We start from the raw sequence: 24494 nt of genomic DNA on the forward strand, positions 1-24494 counted from the left end.
TCTCCGTCGCCTCGCTGTGCGGCGCGGCGCGGTTGCAGGCAAGCGGCAATTCTGCAACCTCCACCTGCAGTGACGCAGCCGATCGCCTGGAACGACCTGCAGGATTTCCTCGCGGTCGCGCGCGCCGGCCAGATCGCGCGCGCCGCCGCGCTGCTCGGCGTCGACGCCACCACGGTGGGGCGGCGGCTGCGGCGGCTCGAGGCGCGGCTCGGGCGTACCCTGTTCGAGCAGACCCGCGAGGGCCAGGTGCTGACCGAGGCGGGCGAGTCGCTGCTCGCCCAGGTCGAGCAGATGGCCGGGGCCGCCGAGCGGATCGGCGACGGCGCCGACCCGCCGGGCGCGCTCACCGGCACGCTGCGGGTCAGCGTGTCGGAAGGGTTCGGCACCTGGCTGGTGGCGCAGCATCTCGACTCGTTCGCCGCCGCGCATCCGGCGCTCACGATCGATCTGGTCGCCAACTCGGGCTTCCTGAGCCCGTCGCGCCGCGAGGCCGACGTGGCGGTGCTGCTCGCGCGTCCGCGCCACGGTCCGGTGGTGGCGAGCAAGCTCGCCGACTATACGCTCCACCTCTACGCCGCGCGCGCGCTGGTCGAGCGCGACGGCGTGCCGACGCTGGCGACGCTGGGAAAGCGCCACCGGCTGGTCGGCTATATCCCCGACCTGTTGTACGCGCCCGAGTTACGCTACCTGCACGAGATCGATTCGGCGCTGACGCCGACGTTGCGCAGCTCGAGCATCAACGCCCAGGCACGGCTGATCGCGGCGGGCGCGGGTGTGGGCGTATTGCCACACTTCATCGGTGGCAGCGACGAGTCGCTTTGTCGCGTGATCCCAGATGTGGCGATCTCCCGCGGCTTCTGGCTGGTCACACACCGCGACACCCGACAGTTACGGCGGGTCCGCGCCTTCCGCGAGTGGTTAACACAACTGGTCGATCATCAGCGCGATCGACTGCTGCCAGTCTGCAACACTGTCCCGCTATAAGCTCTTAACGGAGGACATTTTTCTGGACTCACGCGCCGGGCTCCGTAGAGAGAAACCATCGCGCTTCCTTAACCGTTGCCGGTTCGGAAACAGGGATTGGTCTCATCGATGAATAGCTGGCGTCGTCCGCTCACCCTGCTGTGGCAATTCACGATCGCACGCGTCGCGGTCGGCGGACTGGTCGGCGTGGCCGCGGTCGGCGGCTATGGCGCGATGGGCGGCACCATCGGCGGACTCGGCATCGCCGATGCGTCGGCCAAGGTGGCGCGCCTGGTCGACCTGCCCGATCCCTCCGCGATCCTCGGCGCGCGGTCGCCGGGCGGACGCGACGCCGGCGCGATGTTCACGACCAAGCCCGCGAAGCAGCGGCTGGCGTCGCGCCCGCGCGTGCCCCTGCCCGGCGCGCCGCGAGAGCGCGTGCTGAGCAACGTGCGCGAGCGGCCGAGTATCGGTTGGGCGCCGCCCTATGTCGAACTGCCCGTGACGCCGCTCGCCTTCGGGCCCGCGGGGCCGGGCGGTGACGTGCCACTCACGCCGGCGGCGCTCGGCCCGCTGCCGCCGGGCGGCGGCTTCACGCCTTCCGTGCCGTTCGTTCCCGGCGGTGGCACGGGCGGTGGTGGCGGTGGCGGTGGCGGTGGCGGTGGCGACGATGTCACGCCGCCTCCCGCGGTGCCCGAGCCGGCGACCTGGGCGACGATGATCCTCGGCTTCCTGATGGTCGGCGGCGCGCTGCGCCGCGTCGCGCGCCGCCGCGTGGCGGAGGCCGACGCGACCGCATGAGCCGGCTCGCCGGCGCGGCGGTCGCGCTCGCCGCGGCCGGTGTCGGTGCGATCGGGATGGCGTGGTGGAGCCGGCCGGCGACGCCGCCGCCGCTTCCCGCTTCTCCCGACCCTGTGCCCGCGACCACCGTCGGTAGCTTCGGCACGCGCGTGAGCTACCCCGCCGGGCGCGAGCCCGCGCTGCCCTCGCCCGACGGCACGCCGCTGCGGGTCCACAGCCTCCTTCGCGTCGACCGCCCGATGCGCTTCGGCGACTATGTCTGGAACGAGAGCGGCGTGCCCGCGGGCGGCGACACGCGCATCCGCGTCGACCTTTCCCGCCAGCTGATGTCGGTGTTCCGCGGCGGCCATGAGATCGGCACCGCGGTGATCCTCTACGGCACCGACCACAAGCCGACGCCGACCGGCACCTTCCCGATCCTGGCACGCGCGCGGCTGCACCAATCGACGCTCTACGACGCCGAGATGCCGTACATGCTGCGGCTGACCAACGACGGCGTCGCGATCCACGCCAGCGCGGTGCGGCGCGGCTTCGCCACGCACGGCTGTGTCGGCATCCCCGAGGACTTCGCGCGCCGGGTCTTCGCCGCCAGCGCGCGCGGGGATCTGGTGACGATCACCGCGTAAACATAGCTTACCCACCGCTAACCGTGTTTGGCGACCGGTTGGCAAGCGGCTGGCCGGTAAAACGCCCTCCTGGATCGAGCATCAGGAAGGGTTCCGGACATGCCGCGCGCCCACGCGCCCCGCCGGCTCATCGCCGCCGTCGCCGCCCTGCTGGCCGCCCCGCTGCTGAGCGGCGCGGCGAGCTTCTCGCAGACCTTCGACGCGCGCGTGCTCGCGGCGCACAACCACGAGCGCGCCTCGGTCGGGCTCGCCCCGCTGCGCTGGAACCGCGAGCTCGTCCAATCGGCGCAGCGCTGGGCCGACTATCTCGCCAGCACCGGCCGCTTCGAGCACGCGCCCGAGCGCCACTACGATCCCGAGGGCGAGAACCTCTGGGCCGGCACGCGCGGCTATTTCACGCCCGAGGCGATGGTCAACGGCTGGATCCGCGAGAAGCGCTACTTCCGACAGGGCGTCTTCCCGTACAACAGCGTGACCGGCCGGGTCGACGATGTCGGCCATTACACCCAGCTGATGTGGCACGATACCGACGAGGTCGGCTGCGCCGTCGCGCGCGGCCACGAGGAGGACGTGCTGGTGTGTCGCTACAAGAACGCGGGCAACTACCTGGGCGAGCGGCCCTTCTGAGGCGATCCGCCGCTTGCCGCGGCCGATCGCTCACCCCAGCCGACTGGTGAGGACCCAGCGGCGGTCCGCCTCCAGCCCGAGGACCGACAGCCGGTCCGAGGCGTAAGCGCCGGTATCGACGCCGATGCGATTGTGGCGGATCTCGACCTTGTCGCTCACGGTATGGCCATGGACGACCATCACGCCGTGATCCACGCGGCTGTCGAGGAAGTCGCGCCGGATCCAGCGCAGGTCCCGCTCGCTCTGCTCCTCGAGCGGCACGTGCGGCCGGATCCCGGCATGGACGAAGAGATAGTCCCCCAGTCGCACCGAGGTCCCCATGCGCCGCAGGAAAGCGACGTGAAGCGTCGGGATCGAGTCGCGCAGCGCGCGGCGGAACGCCTCGGGCGCGCGCAGGTGGAGCGCCGGGTCGACGCCATAGCTCACCAGCGTCTCGATCCCGCCCACCGCGAGCCAGTCGTCGAGCCGCTCCCACGCGCCGTCGAGGATGTCGAGCAGGGCCTGCTCGTGGTTGCCCCTGATAAAATGCCGCTGGCCGAAGGCGGCGCGCCCGCTCGCCAGCATGCTGACCACCGCCGCCGAGGCGGGTCCGCGGTCGATCAGGTCGCCGAGGAAGACGACGTGCACCTCGGGATAACCGCCGCGCGAGTCGCTGTCCGCGCGGATCCAGTCGAGCATCGGCGCGAGCAGGTCGGCGCGCCCGTGAACGTCGCCGACGGCATAGGCGCGCACGCCCTCGGGCAGGCAGTAGCGCCGATCGCGGTCACGGCGACCCCATCGCCCGATCATCGCCCTACCGCCGCCTCACTCCCCCGCCGCGGCCTGTCCGCGAACGGTCATGCGCCGTCGAACAGCAGCGCGTCGATCCGGTCAAGAACGGGATCGTCGTGGTCGAACTTGCGCGCGAAATGGGCGTTCGAGGCCATGATCGCGGGCAGGTCGGCGACGCCGAGCTGCTGCGGGTGCGCGCCCCCGCCGTTCCACTGCGCGTAGCGGCGGTTGTCGCGGTCGAGTCGCAGGCCGGGCTCGTTGCACAGCACCGTCTGGTAATAGCATTCCTCCGGGATCGCGCGGCGGAGGAGGTGGCGCTGGAGTCGCAGGTGGCGCGCGCTCGGCGCGAGCAGCAGCCGCGCCGCGCGGCGGTCGGCGGTGATCCAGTGATCGCCGTAGAAACACGGGAAGTCGCGCGAGAACGGCGTGAAGGGCGAGGCGAACGGCAGGTGCCAGGTGAACCGTCCCGGCCGCACGTGCCGTCCGCCGTCGTTGAAGCGCAGCATGGGGAACCACAGCTCGGCGCCCTCATAGTGGCTCCATTTGAGCCGGCGATTGCCGTCCGACTCGAACTGGTCGAGCTCGGGATTGCGCGGCCCGAATCGCTCGAGCGCGCTCGCGGCGGTGTCGCCGACCTGACGATAGTCGATCAGCGCGTCGACCTCCGCCGCCGCCAGCTCGGCGCGTACCGTCTCGGCGGGTTTGATCGGATAGTCGGCGCCGCTGAGCAGCACGAACCAGTCCGGGCCGGCGTCGCGGTACAGCAGCTCCAGCGCGGCGAGGAAGGCGCGCACCACCGACCATTTCGCCCAGCCGGTGCGGATGCTCGGCGCGACGAAGCGGACGTTCTCGGGGAAGGGCGCGGTGTCGATCGGGCATTGCGCCATGTCGTGGTGGCAGGCGATCGGCGGGTCGCCGTAGAGCCGGTTCAGCGTGCGCACCAGCCGGAGCAGCTGGCGCGGCTCGCGATGCGACAGGATCACGAAACCGATCTGCGGACTCATCCTCGACCTTCCCCCTGGCCTCGCCCCTGCCCTGCGCCGAAGGCGGGAGCGAGGCAACGCGAAAACGGCGGCCGCCCGGGTGGGCAGCCGCCGCTTCCTTCATAGCATCATCCGGTCCGCGGGGCGGTGTGCCCCGCGACGGATCAGATCGCCTGCGAGAAGCGAACCGCCGGGCGGCGGCGCATCGAATAGCCGACCACGCCGAAGCCGAGGATCATCAGCGCCCAGGTCGCCGGCTCCGGCACCGCGGCGAAGCTGACGTTGGCGGTGTAGCTGCCGCCACCCTGCGAGTTGCCGCTGATGAGCAGCTTCTGCGGGTTGGCGATCGACGGGATCCCGGCGGTCGGCAGCGTCAGCGTGTACACATAGTCGCTGACCTTGCTGAGCGTCAGCGCGGTGCCGTTGAGGCTGCCCGACATCAGCTGCAGCCCGCCCGTGATCGACAGCGAGATGACGCTGGCGCTGACCGAGCCGGCGGTCGGCACGGCGAACTCATAGGCGTCGTTGAAGGCGCCGACCATCGGCGTCACCGACCCGGTGGTCCCCGAGTACGTACCATCCATGCCCTGGGTGAGCGAGATGGTGGTGGCCGCCATGGCCGGCGTCGCGGCGACGAAGGCGCCGGCGACGAGCGCGGATGCAACGAACTTCTTCATGCGGATAACTCCCTCTGATCCCTGAAAACACCACGACCCGGACGGTTGAATGACGAGGCTGGTCCACCACCCGATGGCTGGCTGATACTCGTTTACGACAACTACACCATCACCGATTTGAGGCACGTCGGACTGTTTCGGGACAGATCCTCAGTGTAACAAAAGGCAGAGTGGGGAAGAGCAACCTCACTTCGTCCTGCTCACTTAAGAGCGCAGGACGCGGCACATCGCAACGCTCGGCTTTTCCAAGAACGGGACGAGTAAGTCACCGCGGGAAACGGCCGAATCGCGACTGATCCGCTTCGGACGAATGCGTGCACCCGGTCAGCCGCGGGCACTCAACTTGGTGATCGTAGTTAACGCTCAGATCGTGGGCGGCGGAGCATTAATATCGCTCCCGCGGCCGCGATGATGATCCCGCCGAGTTCCAGCACCCAGTTGAGACGAACGCAAAATATCGTACGACTCAGCGCCCAGTCGACGTGGTGGAACGACGAAGCGCGCACCAGGATGAAGCAATACAGGAAGACGAGGCCCGCCAGCGTGATGTTGCGCGCCTTGGGCTGGTTCCGCATGACATATGGCAGTGCAGCAAAAAGCACCGCCCCCGTCGCCGCGATCGCGAAGATGAACAGCGCCTGAAACTCGCGGCGCCGCTCATACCAGCCGTGCGCCTTGGCACGGTCACGCATGACTTGGGTTAAGAGCGACTGTAGGTCGAGCTGCTTGTTGATCCCGAGCGCGACGAGCAACACCGCGATCGCGAGCCAGAAAAGGCGCGGTCGCGGCCCGGCCGAGTCGCGCCGCTGCGCGGCGGCGCACAGCGACGCGGCGACGAGATAGGCCAGGACGGTGATCCAGCCGATCGCGGTGGGATCGCCGATCTGCGGGTGCCAGCGACCGTCCACGTGCTCAGTCGGGGGCGAACGAGTCGCGCCCGGCGCGCCACGACCGCGCCAGGCGGAAGATGCGCGGTCCCTCGACGAGGTAGCGCCGCCACAGCCGCCGCGGCTGCGAGGCCAGGCGATGCGCCCATTCCAGCCCGAGTCGCTGTACCAGCCGCGGCGCGCGACGCTGTCGACCGACGATGAAGTCGAGCGAGGCACCGATGCACAGAGCGACGCCGCCCGCGCCGGCCAGCGCCGCGATCCGCGCGGCGACGATCTCCTGCTGCGGTGAGCCCACCGCGAGCAGCAGGAAGCGCGCGCGTGAGTCGCGCCCGAACGCCGCCGCCGCCTCGAGCGCCGCGGCGTCGCGCAGCAGCCCCATCGGGGGCACGTGCTGGACGATGTCGAGCGCCGCGAACCGCTCCCGCAGCGCGGCGAGCAAGGTCGAGTCGCCGCCGATGATCGCGATCCGGTCGCCGGGCCGCGCCACCTCGTCGAACAGCCGCACGGTGAGGTCGCTCCCCGGCGCCACCGGCAGCGTCACGCCGCACCAGCGCGCCAGCCGCGCGAGCACGCGGCTGTCGCACAAGGTCAGCGCGGCGCCCTCATAGGCACGCCACAGCGCCGCCCCGGTCGGTTCCTCGCGCCCCGCCGCGTCCAGCCGGACGATATGGTCGACGTTGGGCGTCACGACATAGGCGAAGGGCGAGTCCGCGCGCGCCGCGCGCAACCAGGTCACCGCCGCGTCGGTGTCGAGCGGGTCGAAGCGCAGGCCGAGGAAGCCACGCGTCGGGCCGGGCTCAGTACGCATTCTTGTCGAACAGGATGTTGGCGACGGTCTGGACGATGATCTTGAGATCGAGCGTGAGCGACCAGTGATCGATGTAATAGCGGTCCAGTTCGATCCGGCGCTTGGCGCGCTCGATCGTCTGGATCTCGCCGCGCAGCCCGCGCACCTGCGCCAGCCCGGTGATCCCCGGCTTGACGCGGTGCCGCGCGGCATAGCCCTTCACCGCGTCGAAATAATAATGGTCGCCCACCTTCATGTGCGTGGCGTGTGGGCGCGGCCCGACGATCGACATCTCGCCGCGCAGCACGTTCCAGATCTGCGGCAGCTCGTCGATGCTGAGCTTGCGGATCAGCCGCCCGACCGGGGTGATCCGCGGGTCGCCCTTGCGGGTCCGCTCCGCGCCCGAGACGTCCTGCCGGTCGACGTACATCGAGCGGAATTTGTAGACCATGATCTCGCGGTTGTTGAAGCCGAAGCGCGGCTGCTTGAACAGCACTGGCCCGCGGCTGGTCGCCTTGATCGCCAGTGCGGTGACGAGCAGCAGCGGCGACAGGAACACCAGCGCCACCGCGGCGATGATGAGGTCCTCGGCGTCCTTGAGCAACGTGTCGCCGTCGCGCATCGGGCGCTGCCACAGGGTCAGCACCGGGATCGCGCCGACGAAATTGACACGGTAGTCGGGCGCCAGCGCGATCGCCTCGCGCGGGATCAGCGAGATGTCGATCGCCACCTCGCTCAATTTGTCGAGGATCAGGTCGAGCCGGTCGCGCGTGAGGTCGGCCAGCGCGATCAGCACCTGGTCCACCTCGCCGTCGCGCGCCATCGCCAGCAGCTCGGAGAAGCCGCCGATGAAGGGCAGGTCCCCCACCGTCTCGTCGCGCGAGCGCCGCGCGTAATCGTCGGCGACGCCGACCAGCAGCAGCTGCGGGAGCGCCTGCAGGTCGAGCATGCGGCAGGTCCGCTCGACGATCTCCGTGTCGGCGCCGTACAGCACCACGCGCTGCCGGATGCGCCCGCCCACCGCCAGGCGGTGGAGCAAGGCGCGCAGCACGAAGCGGCTGACCAGCAGCGAGCCGACGCAGGCGCCGACGTACCAGAGCGTGAGACCGCGCGAGAACTCGTCGACGAGCCCGAACTGCCACACGATCGCGCTGCTCAGCAGCGCGGCGAAGACATAGTCGAGCGCCACGGCGGCGTCGCTCGAGCGCAGCATCGCGAGCGACTGGCTGTACACGCCGCGCGACTGACGGATCAGGAAGAAGGCGACCCCGGCGATGAAGGCCGCGGCGGTATGGACGCCCGGCACCACCGTCAGCCCGACCGAGAACTCGTACAGCAGCAGCGCCGCCGGCATGCTGACGAGCAGGCAGAGCAGGTCGACGACGAAGATCAGCGACGGGATCACGTTGGACGTGAACCGCCTCACCCTGGTGGGTCGCACTATCGTCGCCACTCGCTCACGCCCCGCCGTTTCCTTCCCGCGCGAGAATATCTCACCACTGCGCCCGTGCTAACCGCTGCTGCTCTACAAATTGTTGACCCAATTCGTCGAGTTCATCGCTGCGCCCCATCGCGACCAGATAATCTCGCAGCTCCCCGTAGAGCAGAGGGTCGCCGGGTATGTCCTGCAGCCCGCCGCGCAGCGCATTCTCGGCCAGCTGCGCCTGCCCCGCCTGGCGGTAGGCGCGCGCGAGTCGCACGCGGTCGTCGGGCGCGCGGGTCTTCTCCGCCACCAGCTTCTGCGCGTCGAACACCGCCTGGTGCCCGCGGCCCGTGCGCAGGTACAGGTCGGCGCGCGCGCGCAGCGCGACCACGTTGCTCTGGTCGAAGGCGAGCACCTGGTTGAGCAGCGACTCGGCCTCGCTGTCATGCCCCTGCGTGGCGCGGATCTGCGCCAGCAGCGCCAGCACCGAGGCGTTGGCGGCGGTGACCGGCGGCCGCGCCATCGGCGCCACCAGCGACTCGGCGTCGTCGGCCGCGCCGGTCAGCATCAGGAAATAGGCGTAGCGCAGCCGGTCCCGCGGCGACGCCGCGGCGGCCAGGGCTCGGACGGTCGGCACGCTCCAGTCGCGCGGCTCGTAGCGGCGCCACAGCGCGAGCACGTCGATCAGCGAATCGCCGTAGTCGCCGCCGCGGACCAGCCGCTCGGTCAGCCCGCGCGCGCGTTCCCGCTGGCCGAGCGCGTAGAGCGAATCGGCATAGGCGACCCGCAGCGCCGCGTCGTGCGGACGCAGCGCGACCAGCTTCTCGCGCGCCGCGGCGAGCGGCGCGAGCCGCCGGAAGCGCCGCGCCACCGTGACCATCGTGTCGAGCGCGGCGCCGTCGCGCGGGTGGGCCGCGGTGAAATCCGCCAGCAGCTTGAGCGAGGCGTCGGGCTCGCCGCTCGACGCCAGCGCGCGCGCCTTCAGGATGGTGGCGTTCGAATCGTCGGGGCGGCTGGCGAGCACCGTGTCGGCGCGCTTGAGCGCGGTGTCGAAGTCGCGGTCGTGCAGCGCGACGAAGCCGAGCGTCGCCTGCGGCGCCGGGTCGCTCGGCAGCAGCAGCAGCACCTGGTTGGCGTATTTCCGCGCGTCCTCCGCGCGCCCGCTCAGCGCGGCGAGGTCGGCGAGCGTCTGGATCACGTTGGCGTTCGAGCGATCGAGCTCGTTGGCGCGGACGTAGGCGGCATAGGCGCCGGGATAGTCGCCCAAGGTCAGCTGCACCCGGCCGAGTGCGGCCCAATATTGCGGGTTCGAATCGTCGATCGCGACCGCGCGCTGCATCGCCAGCCGCGCGGTCCAGGGATCGTTGCCGGCCAGCGCCGCCTCATACATGCCGGCGTAGCGCGCGGCGCGTTCCTCCGGCGCGCGGCAAGCTGCCACGGCGAACAGCGCCAAGAACAGCGCGATGCGGCCGGACCGCTCCATTCGTCGCACCAGAATGCTGCACATACTCAACAATCTCGTGCGTACATGGAAAGGAAAATGCGGTAAGGCGGCTGACGTCGTGCCCGGTACTCGATATGGGACAAACGAGCAAATAAACTCGTGGCGCGCGCCGATCGCTTTGTGGATCAGGCCTTAGTAGTTGGGGGGTCAAGGGAATGGTGAATAAGCTTCTGTCCGGGGCGACGGTGGCCTTGGCGCTGATCGGGGCTGTGCCCGCGGCGGCGCAGGCGGCCGGCGGCTCGGCCGCGACGCTCGCGGCCTATCGCATCAATCCCGGCGATGAGCTCGACATCTTCGTCTGGGGCGAGGAGCGCCTGCAGCGCACCGTCCGCGTGCTGCCCGACGGCACCTTCTCCTTCCCGCTCGTCGGCAAGGTCGACGCGCTCAACGCGCTGCCCAGCGAGATCGAGGCGCGCATCACCAAGGGGCTGGAGAGCCAGTATCGCACCGCGGTGCCGCAGGTGACGGTGTCGGTGAAGACGCCGTCCGGGCTGCAATTCTCGGTGCTGGGCAAGGTCCGCTCGCCGGGCTCGTTCAATCCCAACCGCTACGTCAACGTGCTCGAGGCGCTGAGCTTCGCCGGCGGCCCGACCGAGTTCGCCTCGCTCGGCAACGTCGTGATCCTGCGCAAGACGCCCACGGGCGCGCAGGCGGTGCGCGTGCGAATCAGCGACCTGATGCGCGGTTCGACCGACAATCTCTCGAGCGAGTCGCTCCCGCTGGTGCGCGGCGGTGACACGGTGATCGTCCCGTGAGTCGGCTGACCCGTCGTCTCCGCGCCGGTGCCGCGCTGCCGCTCGGCGCCGCGTTGGCGCTGCTGCCCTCCGCGCTGGCCGAGGCGCAGACCACGCGCTTCATCGTCGACGGCCAGGCCGGCGTCGGTTACTCGACCAACCCGTTCGTGGTCGACGACAATGACACGGGCAGCGCCTTCACCGAGCTCTCGATCACGCCGCAGCTCGTCCGCCTCGACGAGAAGGGCGAGGCAGCGCTCAGCGCTTACTATCGCCGCACCGACTATTTCACGCGCTACGACTCGGCCGACAGCTACGGCGTCGAGGCGCGCGCTCGGCGCCAGCTCAGCCAGACGTTCAACGCGCACGCGGTGGTGAGTTACGACAGCTCGATCATCGGCCAGAGCAGCTACGGGCTGGTCGGCGTGCTCGACCCGTCGCTGCCGCCCGATCTCGGCACGCCCGACATCGCGCTGCTCGGCCTGCGCCAGCGCCAGAAGAGCCTGGTCGCCGCGGTCGGCGCCGACCTGCGGATCAGCCAGCGCGATACCGTCAACGGCGAGCTGCGCGCCAGCCGGATCAGCTACGCGGACGGGGGCATCCTGACCTCGTCGACCACGAAGTCGGCGACGCTCGGCTGGTCGCACGCGGTGTCGGCGCGCACCAGCGTCGGCCTGCAGGGGTCGGGCTCGTGGACCAGCTTCGAGCGCCAGCGCACCTCGGGCGCCTTCTACCAGCCGCAGGTGACGCTGACCCACCAGTTCAGCCCCTCGGTCACGGTCTCGGCCGCGCTCGGCGCGCTGTTCATCACCTCGCGCACGCCGCTCGGGACGGTCCACTCGACCGGCATCTCGGGCAACATCTTCGCGTGCAAGGCGGGGCAGCGCAGCAACACGTGCTTCCGCGCCTATTCGGACGCGCAGCCGACCGGTTTCGGCGACGTCTCCAAACGCCAGGGCGCCGGGTTGGACTATTCTTACCAGGTGCGGGAGAACGACGTGGTGCGCGCCTCGGTGGATTACTCGCGCGTGCAGGAAACATCGAATCTTCTGCAGGCTCGCAACGCCTCCTTCATCACTGGCGGTGCAAGCTACGAACATGGCTTCTCGCGGCGACTCTTCGGCGGCGTCGCGGGCGGCTATCGGCGGGCGACCGGCGGCGGGCGTGACTGGCCGTCGGACCTGAACGTCAAGGTATTCGTGCGAGCGAGATGGGGCGATACGCAGTGAGTGACGTCGACACGAACGAGGAAGAGGGCGGCGCCGGCTTCTTCGGTTATATCCCCACGATATTGTGGCAGCGCCGCTGGCTGATCATCGTGCCCTTCGTGGTGCTCTCCACGATCGGGGTCGCGCTCGCGCTGCTGCTGCCGCCGATGTACCGTTCCTCGGCGACGCTGCTGGTCGAGTCGCAGGAGCTGCCCTCCACGCTGGTCAGCTCGCCGCTGACGACGATCATCGACCAGCGCATCGCCAAGATCCGCGAGCAGGTGCTCAGCCGCGGTGACCTGATCGCCCTCATCGAGCAGAACAATCTCTACGAGAAGGAGCGTCGCTCCAAGCCGCTGTCCGAGATCGTCGAGACGATGCAGAAGGCCACCGCGGTGCAGGCGGTGAGCGGGGACATCGGCCAGGGGCAGCAGGCGCAGCAGGGCGGCACCAGCACGATCGCCTTCACGATGAGCTTCGACTATGGCGATCCTGCCAAGGCGCAGGCGGTGATGCAGAGCATCGTCAGCCGCTTCCTCGAGATCGACGCGACCAGCATGGCGGCGCAGGCGACCAACACGGTCGATTTCCTGCAGGACCAGTCGCGCAAGCTGCAGGACCAGATCGGTCAGATCGAGAGCCAGATCACCCAGCTGAAGGCGCGCAACGGCCTCGCGCTGTCGTCGGGCGGCATCGTGATGCCGTCGAACAGCAGCGGCTATAGCGCGCAGATCGCGCAGCTGCAGAGCGAGAACCGGGCGCTGCTGGCGCAGTCGCGCAAGTCGGGCGGCAAGGACCCGCTGGTGCAGCAGGCCGAGCAGGCGCTGGTCGCCGCGCGCGCGGTCTACAACGAGAGCCACCCCGACGTGGTCCGCGCCAGGGCGCGGCTCGCGCAGGCGCAGGAGATCGCCAACTCGCAGGGTGACACGTCCGACGCGTCGCTGGTGCAGGGCCAGATCCAGGCGAACAACGCGCAGATCGCGCAGCTCGAATCCTATCGCGCCAGCGACAATGCGCGCGCCTCGGCCAGCCTCGCCAACTCGTCGCGCGCGCCGGTGGTGATGGAACAGGTCAACCAGCTCGAGGCGCGTGCCAGCGGGCTGCGCGACCAGCTCAAGGACATCACCGGCAACGTGCTGCGCGCGCAGAACTCGGCGCGGATGGCGCAGGAGCAGAAGGGCGAGCGGCTGACCGTGGTCGATCCGCCCGCCGCGCCCGATCGCCCGGTCTCGCCCAACCGTCTGGTGCTGATCGGCGGCGGTGTCGCCGGTGGGCTCGGCCTCGGGCTGGTCCTCGCGCTGGCGCTGGAGTTCCTGCTGCGCCCGATCCGCGGCGTCGACCAGCTCAAGGCGCTCGGGCTCGAGACGTTGACGGTGGTGCCGACCTTCACCCCCGACCTCGCGCCGGGCAGGAAGCGGCGCCGCTGGCTGCCCGCGCTGCCGTTCCGTCGCCGATCCCGTCTGGCCGCCGACACCGGCGGAGCGTTGTGAAGATGACCGATATGCTCAAGGCCATTCCCATGACCAAGCCCGAGATCGCCCCGTTCGCGGGCGAGACCATCCCCGTGCTCGAGCAGAGCGCCGAGTTCGCCTGGAGCAGCGCCGAGGCGAAGCAGCGCGGCATCTACGGCTTCGACAGCCGCGACGTGCGCTCGCGCCCGTTCAACATGCTGCGCTCGCGGCTGCTGAAGCTGCAGCGGCACAAGGGCTGGCGGCTGTTCGGCATCGTCTCGGCGACGCCGGCGGTGGGCAAGTCGTTCTGCGCCACCAACCTGGCCGCCGCGCTGTCGCGCACCCCGGGGCTCGACACCTATCTCGTCGACCTCGACCTGCGGCGCGGCTCGATCGCCGACAACTTCGGGATCCCGGTCGAGCGCGGCATGCGCGACTATCTCGAGGGCGACGTCGACTCGCTCGGCGCGTTCGCCTGCCACCCGCAGGGCGAGCGGCTGGTGATCCTGCCGACCGACCGTGCCCCGGCGCATTCGGCCGAGCTGCTCGCCTCGTCGCGGATGGAGCGCGCGATCGCGTCGATGCGCGCGGTGACCGCGCCCTCGATCTTCCTGTGCGACCTGCCGCCCGTCTTCGCCAACGACGACGCGACGATCGTGACCACCAAGCTCGACGCCTTCATCATGGTGGTCGAGGAGGGGCGCACCACGAAGAAGCAGGTCAAGGACGCGCTCCACGTGCTCGACCAGGCGCCCTGCGCGGGTGTCGTGCTCAACCGCTTCGACGGCGGCCTGCTCGCCGACAGCTACGGTTACGGCTACGGCGCGGGCTACGCCGACTATTATAAGTAAGCGGTAAGCAGATCCCCCCTGCAAGGGGAGCAACCGCGGGCTGGTGGAGGGAGGTCGTCGTCGGCGAGGTGAGCGGATGTCGCCACCGGCAACTCCCCAATATCAGGCCCGCGGCCTGCCACCTTCCCTCGTCGGGAGGATGATGCACGGGGCGGCGCGGCGGCCTCGCCTCATTTGGCTTCGCCTCACTGAGCCTCGGCATAATCATGCGCATCCAGGGCCCCTGGGCCCCGAGCGCGATGCGGCCACCCCGGGTTCCTGCCCACGCAGGCCCCCGCAGGCGAGCGGCGGCGCCCCGAGACGCCGCCGCCCTCACCTCATTTCGCGGCGGCCGGTGCGCCCGAGCCGGTCGGCGGCGGGGCATAGCCCGGCTGATACTCGATCTTCGCGGTCGAGCGCAGCTGCTTCACCTGATCGTTGAGGCTCTTGTCCTCGCTCTGCTTGCGCAGCGCGGCGACCGCCGCCTTGCGCATGTCGTCCGCCGACATCGCCACCGGCTCGCGCCCGACGATCACGTTGGCGAACAGCTTGCCGCCGGCGGGCAGCACGAACGGCTCGGTCGAGGGCAGCGCGAAGATGCGCTTGAGCACCTCGGGGGGCACGCTGGCGGTGTCGAGCCGGCCGCTGGTGCGCGTGAACGGGATGCCGAGCTTGGTCAGCGTCGCCGCGACCGCGTCGAGCGAGTGCGCGTCCTTGAGCGGCTCGAGCGACTTGGGGTCGCTCGGCGGGTCGATCGCGACCTGCTGCAATGCGAGCACCTGACGCTGCGCGAAGGCCTGCGGGTTGGCCGCGATGAACTGGTCGATCGCTCTCTGGTCGGGCAGCTTCTGGCTGCCGGACTGGCGCTCGGCGTTCATCGCGATCAGCAGCTCGTCGGTGAGCCGGCGCTGACGGCTCAGGAACTCGGGCGTCTTGTCGACGCCGTTCTTGCGCGCGTCCTGCGCCAGCAGTCGGCGGCTGATGATATTCTGCAGCAGCTGCGCGCGCACCGCCTTCTGGTCCGCGCCCTGCGGCACGTTGGCCTGCTGCAGCTCGGCGTTGAGCTCGCCGATCGAGACCTCGTCCCCGTTCACCACCGCGACCGTCTGCCCAGTCGGCTTGCGATCGCATCCCGCCGCGAGCAGCGCGAGCGAGCTCGCCGCGATCAGAGTCCCACGCCTGAACATCTCAATCCCCTTTTCACTGTTGGCCGCCTACCTAGCACAAGCTGCGGAATTGCTGTACCGCTGCCTCGTCAAGGATTGGACCGCCGGATGCAAACTGCTTACGATTGGGTGACTTTGGCCATTTTCGCCGGCCTTGTCGTGCTGTTTCTGCAACGATCTGTTTCCAGCGACCGACAGGATTCGATGCTTGCCTATCTGGCCGGCGCGGTGATCTGCGCGCTCGCCAATTATTTCGGCAATTCGGGTCAGCATCTGCTCGCGATCGTGCTGATCGTCGCGAACCTGATCTTCATCCTCCTCGTCCTCAAGCCGATCGACCTGCCCAGCCGCCGCTCGTGAGTCGGCTCAGCCGGCGGCGCTGTCGAGCACGCGGCGCACGTCGGCGGGCACGGCCGCGAACAGCGCGCGGGTGAAGGCCGCCAGCGTCTGCATCCCGGCCTCGCGGTCGTGCGTCAGCGTCGAGATGCGCACCAGCATCGCGTCGGGCACGTCGCCGCGCAGGTTCGCGCGCGCGACCGACCAGCGCTGCTCCGCCCAGGACAGCGGCATGTCACGCCCGACGCGGGTCCAGTACATCAGCTGCTCGACGCGATTGTCCGCGCTCGCGGTCATCACCGTCGCGTCGAGCTGACCGCCGGGCAGCGGCACCGCGCGGACGGCCTTGTCGGTCAGTTTGAAGCCGCCGGCCGGATAGCAATATTCGGGGCGGTGCACCTGGAGCACGCCGGTCTGCCCGCTGCTCTGCGCCATCAGCAGCATGATCGGCAGCTGATCCGAGGCGAGATACACGCGGGTGAGCAGCTGCGAGTAGAGCAGGTCGGAGAGCTGATCGGGCGGCGGTGTCACCAACCCGCTCTTCGAGTAGAAGGACCAGGGGCCCACCTGCGCGGGGATCAGCGCGTCGAGCTTGCGCTTGCCGAGCAGGTCGATGTGGTTGCCCGGCACGCGCGCGGCCGCGACGCCCGCGGTGAGCAGGAAGGCCCCGCCCAGCAGCGCGCGACGCCGGTCGAGCAGGCGGGTCTCGGGCACCGCGTGGCGGCTCGCCTCAGTCATGGCCATTCCCCAGCGCGCGGCGGAGCGGGCTCGCCAGCGCGTCGATCGCGAAGATGGTGAGCACCGAGACCAGGAACATCACCAGCCCGGCGAAATCGTGCGCGAACCCCTGCGCCGCCGCGTCACCGAAATAATAAGTGATCAGGATCAGCAGGATCACGCGGATGAAATTGGCGAAGATCGCGATCGGCACGATCGTCAGCATCAGCAGCGCGGCGTAGCGCCAGTTCGCCTGGTGCCGCACGTAGATGTAGAACAGGCAGATCGCGGTGAGGCTGATGATCGAGTTGAGCCCGGCGCAGGCCGCCGCGACCAGCAGGTCATATTGCGCGATCTGGATCGTCACGCCCGAGCTGCCGATCGGATAGCCGAGCGCGTAGAGCAGGTTCACCGCCTGCTCCGAGATGGCGATCTTGAGCGGCTGGGTGATCACCGCCACCAACTGGTCCGGCGGCGGGAAGACGAAGCCGAGATAGACGATCGGGAACCACAGCTCGCGCAGCACCGCCCCGCCCAGCAGCGCATAGGCCGCGACGAGCAGCGCGCCGTAGAGCGCGAACCCCTCGATCTCGATGATGCCGGTGATGTGCGCGGCGAGATAGAGCAGCAGGCAGACCGGCAGCAGCAGCGCGACTACCCATCCCGAGCCGGGCCGCCGCAGCGGCCACACGCCCGGTACTTCGCGCCACAGCAGCCACAGCCCGGTGGCGAGCACCAGCGGGCCATGTCCGCCCTGCTCGGTCGACCAGCTGAAGCGGGCGACCGTCACCATCGTCGGCACCGCCAGCGCGACGCAGCCGATCAGCAGCAGCCAGGCCGAGGCCGACAGCGTGGGGAGACGCGGCGCGGGCCGTCCGCGCGGCCGATCGAGCTCGGCCGCGGTCGACATGGTCGCACTGTGCTGACTATTCACCTGTATCGAACTCGACGAGCGGGCACATACCGACGCGGCACCGGCGACCCCTTCCGGCGGAACTTGGCATAGACATCAACGCACCCGCTCGCAACTGACGGAGGCCGTCATGCGCCGCGGCCGATTGACGAAAGTGGCACGGTTTAAGGCAAACGCGCCGTTTACCGAAAGCTCACCCGCGACAAGCTAGTGGCCAGCGCTCGCGCCGCTGCGCTACAGCCGCGACGGCGCGGTCCGCGGCGTTCGAAGGGTGAGACAGGTGACAACAGTGGCAGTGATCGCGACCATCGTCGCTGGGATCGTCGCGGCACCGCTGCTGGCGCTCACCAGCGCCTTCGTGATCGAGGTGGTCGCGGGACTGCGCCCGCCTGCCTCTGCCGCCCCGACGGGAGCCGTGCCGCGCGCGGTGGTCGTGATGCCCGCGCACGACGAGGGGTCGATCATCGCGGCGACGGTCGCGCGGCTCCTCCCCGAGCTGCCGGCGGGGTTCGAGCTGCTGGTGGTCGCGGACAATTGCCGCGATGACACCGCCGCCATCGCTGCCGCGGCGGGGGCGAGCGTCACGCGACGCGACGACCCGGCGCGCCGCGGCAAGGGCTATGCGCTGGCGCACGCGCGCGACCAGCTCGCCGCGCGCGATTCCGCCGACCAGCCGGCGGTGGTGATGGTGCTCGACGCCGACGGCGCCACCGATCGCGCCTCGCTGCTCGCCATGGCGGCGCGCGCGACCGAGCGACCGGTCCAGGCGACCAACCTGCTCGCCCCCGACCTGACCGCCGCGCCGATGGTGCAGGTCTCCAACTTCGCCTTCGTCATCAAGAATCTGGTGCGTCAGGGCGGACTCTCGCGACTGGCCGGTCGCGCCAATCTGACGGGCACGGGCATGGCCTTCCCCTGGCCGATCTTCCGCGACGCGCCGCTCGCCACCTCGGACATCGTCGAGGACCTCGCGCTCGGTCTCGACCTCGCGCGCCGCGGCAAGCTGCCGCGCTACGTCCCCGAGGCGACGGTGTGGAGCGCGGCGAGCAGCGCGGAGGGCACGCTGCAGCAGCGCCAGCGCTGGGAGGGCGGCTTTCTCGCCACCTCGCTCACGCGCGCACTGCCCGCGATGGGCGCGGCGCTGCGCCGCGGTGACCCGCGCGCGCTGTGGGCGGGGCTGAGCCTCGCCATCCCGCCGCTGACGCTGCTGCTGATGCTCGACCTCGCCGCTCTGATCGTCGCCTTGCTGCTCGTGCTCGCCGGCGCGTCGCTCTGGCCCGCGCTGCTGCTCGCGGGCGCGCTCGCCGCCGCGACGCTGGCGCTGTGGGTGGCGTGGCGGCGCGTCGGCCGACCGTTCCTCTCCGCCGGGGCGGCGGCGCGGCTGCCGCTCTACGTGCTGTGGAAGATCCCGCTCTACCTCAAGTTGCTCGGCGGTCGACCGACCGGCTGGCTGCGCGCCCGCTGAGCCAGCGCCGCTCGACCTTCTTGCCGAGCTCGATCATCGGTCGCTCGAAGCGGAAGGTGGAGAGATGCGCTGCGGCGAACGTCGCGGCGAACAGCAGCGGGCGCTTGGCATAGCGGACCAGCGTGTCGCCGCTGCCCAGCCAGGTCGCCGCGAACATCGCGTGGAAGACGTAGACCGCGTAGGAGACCTCGGCGACGTAGCGCGCCGGGGTCGAGCCGAACAGCGCGCGCAGCCACGCCGGCGCGGCGTAGATCGAGCACCCCACCGTCGCCGCGGCCAGGTAGGGGCGCAGGAACATCAGCGCGCCGCTCCCCTCATGCCCCGAGGCGACCAGCAGCGGCAGCAGCAGCAGCGGCAGCGCGCGCGGCAGCGAGGCGGTCCAGCGCGGCGCGCGCGCGTGCAGCAGCGCCAGCGTCGCGCCGGCGAGGATCTCGTCGATTCGCTGCCAGGTGAAGATGCTGATCGGCGCGTGCTGCGCGACCCGGGTCAGCGTCACCGCGACGCACAGCGCCGGCAGCAGCCACAGCGCGCGCCGCCCGCCCAGCGCGACCAGCAGCGCGACGCCGACGTAGAACTGCACCTCGACGCACAGGCTCCACAGATGCTCGCCGCCGGGCAGCAGCCGCGTCGGCGGCAGGTTGGCGATGAACAGCAGGTTGGCGCCGAGCGACTCGGCCCCGGCGCGGCTCGCCAGCGCCAGCGCGACCATCGCGAGCCAGCCGAGCGGCACGATGCGGAACAGCCGCCGGATCAGGAACGGCACCACCTCGGGCCGGTGCAGCAGGAACTGCGTGATCAGGAAGCCCGACAACGTGAAGAACAGCGCCATGCCGCTCGCCGCGACCGCGCCGTTGAGCCCCCAGCGGTGCGGCCCGAGCGGCAGCAGGTGCCCCGCGAGCACCAGCAGGATGCTCAGCGCGCGCCAGCCGTCGAGGATCGGGATGCGCCGCATCAATGGTACCTTAGTCATTCGCCGCCATTCTTGGCCATCGTCGACGACGTGATGACGGCTTTGTCTGAAAGCTTCCTTGTCGCCGCGCGGGATCATTGGCACAAGCACGCGCCCGGCGACCGGTCGGGCGCCGGCCGGCGCTATCAGGGAGTTTCACCGTCTATGTCGCGCAACTATCAGTCGCGGAAGCGCGTGCTCGTCACCGGCGGCGCCGGCTTCCTCGGCTCGCACCTGATCGACCGGCTGCTCGACCGCGGCGACGAAGTGGTGTGCGTCGACAACCTCTTCACCGGCGCCAAGCGCAACATCGACCATCTGCACGGCAATCCCCGGTTCGAGTTCCTGCGCCACGACGTGTGTTTCCCGCTCTACGTCGAGGTGGACGAGATCTACAATCTCGCCTGCCCCGCCTCGCCGATCCACTATCAATATGATCCGGTGCAGACCACCAAGACCTCGGTGATCGGCGCGATCAACATGCTCGGTCTGGCCAAACGGTTGAAGTGCAAGGTGTTCCAGGCGTCGACCAGCGAGGTCTACGGCGACCCGCACGTCCACCCGCAGAAGGAGGACTATTGGGGCAACGTCAACCCGATCGGCATCCGCTCCTGCTACGACGAGGGCAAGCGCTGCGCCGAGACGCTGTTCTTCGACTATCACCGTCAGATGAACCTCGACGTGAAGGTCGTGCGAATCTTCAACACCTATGGCCCGCGCATGCACCCCGCGGACGGGCGCGTGGTGTCGAACTTCATCATGCAGGCGCTCCGGGGCGAGCCGATCACGCTCTACGGCGACGGCGCGCAGACGCGCAGCTTCTGCTTCGTCGACGACCTGATCGAGGGCTTCCTGCGGCTGATGGACACCGAGCCGGGCTTCGCGGGCCCGGTCAACATCGGCAACCCCAATGAGTTTACCATCCGCGAGCTGGCCGAGCTGGTGATCGAGCTGACCGGCTCGTCCTCGACGCTCGACTATCGCCCGCTGCCGCAGGACGACCCGATGCAGCGCAAGCCCGACATCGCGCTGGCGCAGTCGAAGCTCGGCTGGGAGCCGACGGTGCAGCTGCGCGAGGGGCTGCAGCGCACGATCGACTATTTCCGCGAGTTCGCCGCCTGAGGTGATGGGAGCGGAGGGGCGCGCCGCGCTGTGTGCCAAAGAAGAGTGGTGACAGTCGGCCCGTGAGCCACTCGGGCGGTGTCGCCCCGCTCCCCTTCACCGTCATCCCCGCGTAGGCGGGGATCCAGACACGCTGACGCCGCCGCTCCTGCCGTGAGGTCCGCGCGTCTGGATCCCCGCCTCCGCGGGAATGACGGAGGAGGTTTAAATCGAGGAGCCTCGCTCAGGGCTCACGAACCCCCCGCCTCACCCCGTCGGCGTGGCGCTGTTGTCCGGTTCCTCCGCCGGCGTCGGCAGCTCCATCTCGTTCTGCTCACGCGCGCGCTCGCGCTCGTCGCTGGTCACCGTGCCGTCGCGGTTGAAATCCTGCTGGTCGAAGCGCGCGATCATCCACGCGCTCCACTCGTCGTTGGAGATGCGGCCGTCCTTGTCGCGATCGATGTCGGCGAGGCGATCTGCCAGCCGCTTGGGAAGCTCGTTGGGCGTGAGATGATCGTCGTGGTTGACGTCGAGCCGGCGGAAGCGACGCTCGACCACGCCGCCATAGTCGAGCCGCGACATCACGAACGGCGGCACGTAATTGGCCAGCACCGCCGGGTCGGCCGCCTCCTCCGCATTCTCCTTCGAGCAGGCGGCGAGCAGCACGGCCCCCGCCACCATCATCTGCCACCGCATGCGCCCCGAAACTCCCGTGTGTGTCACCCGCGACGCGTCACGCCTCGAGCTCGACGTCCCAGTAGAGCCAGTCGTGCCAGCTTTCATGCAGATAATTCGGCGGGAAGCGGCGGCCGTGCTCCTGCAGCTGCCAGCTGGTCGGGCGGATCGGCTCGATCGCCAGCGGCATATGCGCCTGGCGCGGCGTCCGACCGCCCTTCTTCAGGTTGCACGGCGCGCAGGCGGTGACGACATTCTCCCACGTCGTCCGCCCGCCCTGCGCGCGCGGCACGACGTGGTCGAAGGTCAGCTCGCGCGCGTTGCTGCCGCAATATTGGCACGCGAACGTGTCGCGCAGGAACAGGTTGAAGCGCGTGAAGGCGGGGAACTGCGACGGCTTCACGAACTGCTTGAGCGCGATCACCGACGGCAGCCGCATCACGTGGTTGGGGCTGCGCACCTCGCGCTCGTAATGCGCGACGATGTCGACGCGATCCAGGAAGACCGCCTTCACCGCCGTCTGCCACGGCCAGATGCTGAGGGGATAATAGGACAGCGGCGTGTAATCGGCGTTCAGCACCAACGTCGGGCAGCTGTCCGGATGCCGGATCAGGTCGGGATGGAACACGCTTGAACGTCTCCCTTACCTCTTACTCGCGCCGGCGCTGTCGCGCAGTGGCGTGACGACATGATGACAGCGCGACTCGGCGGCTTCAAGACTGGTCGCCGCGGCGCGGCTGTGGCACGCCTCGCGGCTTCGTCTCTCACCATCGGGTCCCGTCCATGCCGACTCCTACCGCGCGCCTCCGCGCGCTCCGCGACCAGCTCGCGCGCGACCAGCTCGACGGGTTCGTCGTGCCGCTGACCGACGAGCATATGAGCGAATATGTCGGCGACTATGCGCAGCGGCTGGCGTGGCTGACCGGCTTCGAGGGCTCGGCCGGCAGCGCGGTGGTGCTGGCGGACGCCGCCGCGATCTTCACCGACGGCCGCTACACGATCCAGGTGCGCGAGCAGGTGTCGGAGGCGGACTGGTCGTTCGTCAGCGTGCCCGAGAGCAACGTCGCCGCCTGGCTGGGCGAGCACGCGCGCGCGGGGACGCGGGTCGGCTATGATCCCTGGCTGCACGCGCGCGGCTGGGTCGAGGAGGCGCGCGCCGCTCTCGCCGGCGTCGGCGCCGAGCTGGTCGCGGTCGAGCGCAACCCGATCGACGCGATCTGGGTCGACCGCCCCGCCCCCTCCCCCGCGCCGCTCGCGGTCCAGCCCGAGCGGCTCGCCGGGCGCGGCGCGGCGGCCAAGCGCGCCGACGTCGCCGACTGGCTCGCCGACGCGGGCGCGGACGCGACCGTGATCACCGCGCTCGACTCGATCGCCTGGCTGCTCAACCTGCGCGGCAGCGACGTCGCGCGCACGCCCGTGGCGCTCGCTTATGCGGTCGCGCACGCCGACGGCACCGCCGACCTCTATGTCGCGCCCGAGAAGATGACGGCCGAGGTCGCGGAGCATCTCGGCAACGCGGTCCGAGTCCATGACCGCGATGGCTTCGCCGCGTCGCTCGACTCGCTCGCCGGCAAGCGCGTGGCGATCGACCCCACGCTCGCGGTCGCGGCGGTCGCGGACCGCGTCGAGCGCGCCGGCGGCACCGTGCTGGCGCTGCGCGACCCGACCGTGCTGCCGCGCGCCACCAAGAACCCGACCGAGATCGACGGCCATCGCGCCGCCTCGCTGCGCGACGGCGCCGCGCTGACCCGCTTCCTGCGCTGGATCGCCGACGCGGCGCCGCGCGGGGGCGTCACCGAGCTCTCCGCGGCCGAGCGGCTGCTCGCCTTCCGCACCGAGGGGGGACTGCTACGCGACCAGTCGTTCGACGCGATCTCGGCGACCGGGCCGCACGGCGCGATCCCGCACTATCGGGTCACCCCCGAGTCGAGCCTGCCGATCGAGCTCGGGCAGCTCTACCTGATCGACTCGGGCGGCCAGTATGAGGACGGCACCACCGACGTGACCCGCGTCGTACCGGTCGGCGCGCCGAGCGACGAGATGCGCGACCGCTTCACGCGCGTCCTCAAGGGGCATATCGCGCTCGCTACCGCGACCTTCCCGCGCGGCACCAACGGCGGCCAGCTCGACTCGCTCGCGCGCCGGCCGCTGTGGGACGCCGGGCTCGACTATGCGCACGGCACCGGCCACGGCGTCGGCAGCTATCTCTCGGTGCACGAGGGGCCGGCGCGTATCGCCAAGCCGAGCTACCCGGGCGGCGGCCCGGCCGAGCCGCTGCTGCCCGGCATGATCCTCTCGAACGAGCCCGGCTATTACAAGGCAGGCGCCTACGGCATCCGCATCGAGAACCTGCTGCTGGTGGTGGAACGCGAGCTGCCCGGCGGCGACGCGCCGATGCTCGGCTTCGAGACGCTGACGCTGGCACCGATCGAGCGCGACCTGATCGCGCCCGGACTCCTCACCGACGACGAGCTGACGTGGCTCAACGCCTATCATCACCGCGTGGCGGCGACGCTCGCGCCGGTGCTGGGGGGAGAGGACGCGTCATGGCTCGAGGCGAAGTGCACGCGCATCGCGCGCTGATTGTGGCGCGTGGCCAGGCGATGCCGTGCCGCGTCGGTGAGGATCTGCGCGAGGCCGTCGCTCGCCGTCACGCCGGCTCGTCACGCGGCGGTGGGCTGGCCGCCGCGGGTGTGTCCCCCTCATCCGCGCGCTCCGCCGCCTGGGTGGCGCGCGCCTGCGCCTTGCGCCGCCGCAGGTTGGCACGCAGCTGCTCGGCCAGGCGGGCCGCCCGCTCGTCGCGATCGCTCATGAAAAGCGCGCTAGAGCGCGCGCGGCACCTTGACAATCACCGGCGCCTCGTCTCTTAGGCGCCCTCCGCCCGACGAGGTCGGAAG

General features: G+C 70.1%; 26 protein-coding genes. 12 read left to right on the plus strand and 14 right to left on the minus strand.

What is annotated here, in order from left to right; genetic code table 11:
- Window positions 1–69 precede the first annotated feature (69 nt).
- From KZ813_RS07515 to KZ813_RS07530, 4 genes are all read left to right on the plus strand, one after another.
- Window positions 70–984 (plus strand): LysR family transcriptional regulator, encoded by a 915-nt coding sequence (locus tag KZ813_RS07515; protein WP_219754360.1) that lies wholly within the window; start codon window positions 70–72, stop codon window positions 982–984.
- 108 nt (window positions 985–1092) lie between these two features.
- Window positions 1093–1764 (plus strand): PEPxxWA-CTERM sorting domain-containing protein, encoded by a 672-nt coding sequence (locus KZ813_RS07520; protein WP_219754361.1) that lies wholly within the window; start codon window positions 1093–1095, stop codon window positions 1762–1764.
- A complete protein-coding gene (locus KZ813_RS07525; RefSeq protein ID WP_258046534.1) occupies window positions 1761–2390 on the plus strand; it encodes a L,D-transpeptidase family protein in 630 nt (209 codons plus the stop codon). Before KZ813_RS07520 ends, KZ813_RS07525 begins: the two co-directional genes overlap by 4 nt.
- 99 nt (window positions 2391–2489) lie before the next feature.
- Window positions 2490–3017 carry a CAP domain-containing protein gene (locus tag KZ813_RS07530; protein WP_219754362.1) on the plus strand — a complete coding sequence of 176 codons (528 nt, stop codon included), beginning with the start codon at window positions 2490–2492 and terminating at the stop codon, window positions 3015–3017.
- Window positions 3018–3047: 30 nt separating this feature from the next.
- Here the strand turns inward: KZ813_RS07530 and KZ813_RS07535 are convergent, their stop codons facing one another.
- The 7 genes from KZ813_RS07535 to KZ813_RS07565 form a co-directional block, all read right to left on the minus strand.
- On the minus strand, window positions 3048–3806 hold the full coding sequence (locus KZ813_RS07535; protein ID WP_219754363.1) for a metallophosphoesterase family protein: 759 nt from the start codon (window positions 3804–3806) through the stop codon (window positions 3048–3050).
- A gap of 47 nt (window positions 3807–3853) precedes the next feature.
- Entirely contained in the window at window positions 3854–4792 is a 939-nt protein-coding gene (locus tag KZ813_RS07540) for a beta-1,6-N-acetylglucosaminyltransferase (protein WP_219754364.1), read from the minus strand.
- A 143-nt stretch (window positions 4793–4935) separates the two neighbouring features.
- Window positions 4936–5448 (minus strand): FxDxF family PEP-CTERM protein, encoded by a 513-nt coding sequence (locus tag KZ813_RS07545; RefSeq protein WP_219754365.1) that lies wholly within the window; start codon window positions 5446–5448, stop codon window positions 4936–4938.
- 356 nt (window positions 5449–5804) lie between these two features.
- Complete coding sequence (locus KZ813_RS07550; RefSeq protein ID WP_219754366.1) at window positions 5805–6356, minus strand: hypothetical protein; 552 nt, start codon at window positions 6354–6356, stop codon at window positions 5805–5807.
- A 4-nt stretch (window positions 6357–6360) separates the two neighbouring features.
- Window positions 6361–7146, minus strand: a complete 786-nt coding sequence (locus KZ813_RS07555) for a WecB/TagA/CpsF family glycosyltransferase (RefSeq protein ID WP_219754367.1) — start codon at window positions 7144–7146, stop codon at window positions 6361–6363.
- On the minus strand, window positions 7136–8551 hold the full coding sequence (locus tag KZ813_RS07560) for an undecaprenyl-phosphate glucose phosphotransferase (RefSeq protein ID WP_308461812.1): 1416 nt from the start codon (window positions 8549–8551) through the stop codon (window positions 7136–7138). The genes KZ813_RS07555 and KZ813_RS07560 overlap by 11 nt, the downstream gene beginning before the upstream one ends.
- Before the next feature lie 67 nt (window positions 8552–8618).
- On the minus strand, window positions 8619–10031 hold the full coding sequence (locus KZ813_RS07565) for a tetratricopeptide repeat protein (protein WP_219754368.1): 1413 nt from the start codon (window positions 10029–10031) through the stop codon (window positions 8619–8621).
- Between the two features lie 176 nt (window positions 10032–10207).
- On the opposite strand from KZ813_RS07565, the gene KZ813_RS07570 reads away from it, so the two are divergent.
- From KZ813_RS07570 to KZ813_RS07585, 4 genes are read left to right on the plus strand one after another with little or no spacing between them, the layout of a single operon-like run.
- Window positions 10208–10807, plus strand: coding sequence for a polysaccharide biosynthesis/export family protein (locus KZ813_RS07570; protein ID WP_219754369.1), 600 nt, complete (start codon window positions 10208–10210; stop codon window positions 10805–10807).
- On the plus strand, window positions 10804–12015 hold the full coding sequence (locus KZ813_RS07575; RefSeq protein ID WP_219754370.1) for a hypothetical protein: 1212 nt from the start codon (window positions 10804–10806) through the stop codon (window positions 12013–12015). Before KZ813_RS07570 ends, KZ813_RS07575 begins: the two co-directional genes overlap by 4 nt.
- Window positions 12012–13484: a GumC family protein gene (locus KZ813_RS07580; RefSeq protein WP_219754371.1), complete on the plus strand. Its 1473-nt coding sequence runs from the start codon at window positions 12012–12014 to the stop codon at window positions 13482–13484. Before KZ813_RS07575 ends, KZ813_RS07580 begins: the two co-directional genes overlap by 4 nt.
- Window positions 13485–13486: 2 nt before the next feature.
- Window positions 13487–14296 (plus strand): CpsD/CapB family tyrosine-protein kinase, encoded by an 810-nt coding sequence (locus KZ813_RS07585; protein WP_219754372.1) that lies wholly within the window; start codon window positions 13487–13489, stop codon window positions 14294–14296.
- 317 nt (window positions 14297–14613) lie between these two features.
- On the opposite strand, the gene KZ813_RS07590 is transcribed toward KZ813_RS07585, so the two are convergent.
- Window positions 14614–15462: a SurA N-terminal domain-containing protein gene (locus tag KZ813_RS07590; protein WP_219754373.1), complete on the minus strand. Its 849-nt coding sequence runs from the start codon at window positions 15460–15462 to the stop codon at window positions 14614–14616.
- Window positions 15463–15549: 87 nt separating this feature from the next.
- On the opposite strand from KZ813_RS07590, the gene KZ813_RS07595 reads away from it, so the two are divergent.
- Window positions 15550–15801 (plus strand): XrtV sorting system accessory protein, encoded by a 252-nt coding sequence (locus KZ813_RS07595; RefSeq protein WP_219754374.1) that lies wholly within the window; start codon window positions 15550–15552, stop codon window positions 15799–15801.
- Window positions 15802–15807: 6 nt separating this feature from the next.
- Here the strand turns inward: KZ813_RS07595 and epsI are convergent, their stop codons facing one another.
- Window positions 15808–16515 (minus strand): exosortase-associated protein EpsI, V-type, encoded by a 708-nt coding sequence (gene epsI, locus KZ813_RS07600; protein WP_219754375.1) that lies wholly within the window; start codon window positions 16513–16515, stop codon window positions 15808–15810.
- On the minus strand, window positions 16508–17404 hold the full coding sequence (xrtV, locus tag KZ813_RS07605; RefSeq protein WP_219754376.1) for an exosortase V: 897 nt from the start codon (window positions 17402–17404) through the stop codon (window positions 16508–16510). The genes epsI and xrtV overlap by 8 nt, the downstream gene beginning before the upstream one ends.
- 292 nt (window positions 17405–17696) lie before the next feature.
- Between xrtV and KZ813_RS07610 the strand changes: the two genes are divergently transcribed.
- On the plus strand, window positions 17697–18872 hold the full coding sequence (locus KZ813_RS07610) for a glycosyltransferase family 2 protein (RefSeq protein ID WP_308461814.1): 1176 nt from the start codon (window positions 17697–17699) through the stop codon (window positions 18870–18872).
- Here KZ813_RS07610 and KZ813_RS07615 read toward each other — a convergent pair.
- The gene (locus KZ813_RS07615; protein WP_219754377.1) at window positions 18826–19824 is read right to left on the minus strand and encodes an acyltransferase family protein; all 999 of its coding nucleotides are present in this window, start codon (window positions 19822–19824) and stop codon (window positions 18826–18828) included. The two genes, KZ813_RS07610 and KZ813_RS07615, sit on opposite strands and share 47 nt — an antisense overlap.
- Before the next feature lie 162 nt (window positions 19825–19986).
- Here KZ813_RS07615 and KZ813_RS07620 point away from each other — a divergent pair, with 162 nt between their 5' ends.
- Window positions 19987–20943 carry a UDP-glucuronic acid decarboxylase family protein gene (locus KZ813_RS07620; protein WP_219754378.1) on the plus strand — a complete coding sequence of 319 codons (957 nt, stop codon included), beginning with the start codon at window positions 19987–19989 and terminating at the stop codon, window positions 20941–20943.
- 246 nt (window positions 20944–21189) lie between these two features.
- Here the strand turns inward: KZ813_RS07620 and KZ813_RS07625 are convergent, their stop codons facing one another.
- A complete protein-coding gene (locus KZ813_RS07625) occupies window positions 21190–21618 on the minus strand; it encodes an EF-hand domain-containing protein (protein ID WP_219754379.1) in 429 nt (142 codons plus the stop codon).
- A 37-nt stretch (window positions 21619–21655) separates the two neighbouring features.
- Window positions 21656–22225: an HNH endonuclease gene (locus KZ813_RS07630; protein ID WP_183944220.1), complete on the minus strand. Its 570-nt coding sequence runs from the start codon at window positions 22223–22225 to the stop codon at window positions 21656–21658.
- A 155-nt stretch (window positions 22226–22380) separates the two neighbouring features.
- On the opposite strand from KZ813_RS07630, the gene KZ813_RS07635 reads away from it, so the two are divergent.
- The gene (locus KZ813_RS07635; protein ID WP_219754380.1) at window positions 22381–24180 is read left to right on the plus strand and encodes an aminopeptidase P family protein; all 1800 of its coding nucleotides are present in this window, start codon (window positions 22381–22383) and stop codon (window positions 24178–24180) included.
- Between the two features lie 67 nt (window positions 24181–24247).
- Here the strand turns inward: KZ813_RS07635 and KZ813_RS07640 are convergent, their stop codons facing one another.
- Entirely contained in the window at window positions 24248–24409 is a 162-nt protein-coding gene (locus KZ813_RS07640) for a hypothetical protein (RefSeq protein ID WP_219754381.1), read from the minus strand.
- Window positions 24410–24494: the final 85 nt, after the last annotated feature.

It is taken from the genome of Sphingomonas folli, assembly GCF_019429525.1.
GTDB lineage: Bacteria > Pseudomonadota > Alphaproteobacteria > Sphingomonadales > Sphingomonadaceae > Sphingomonas > Sphingomonas folii.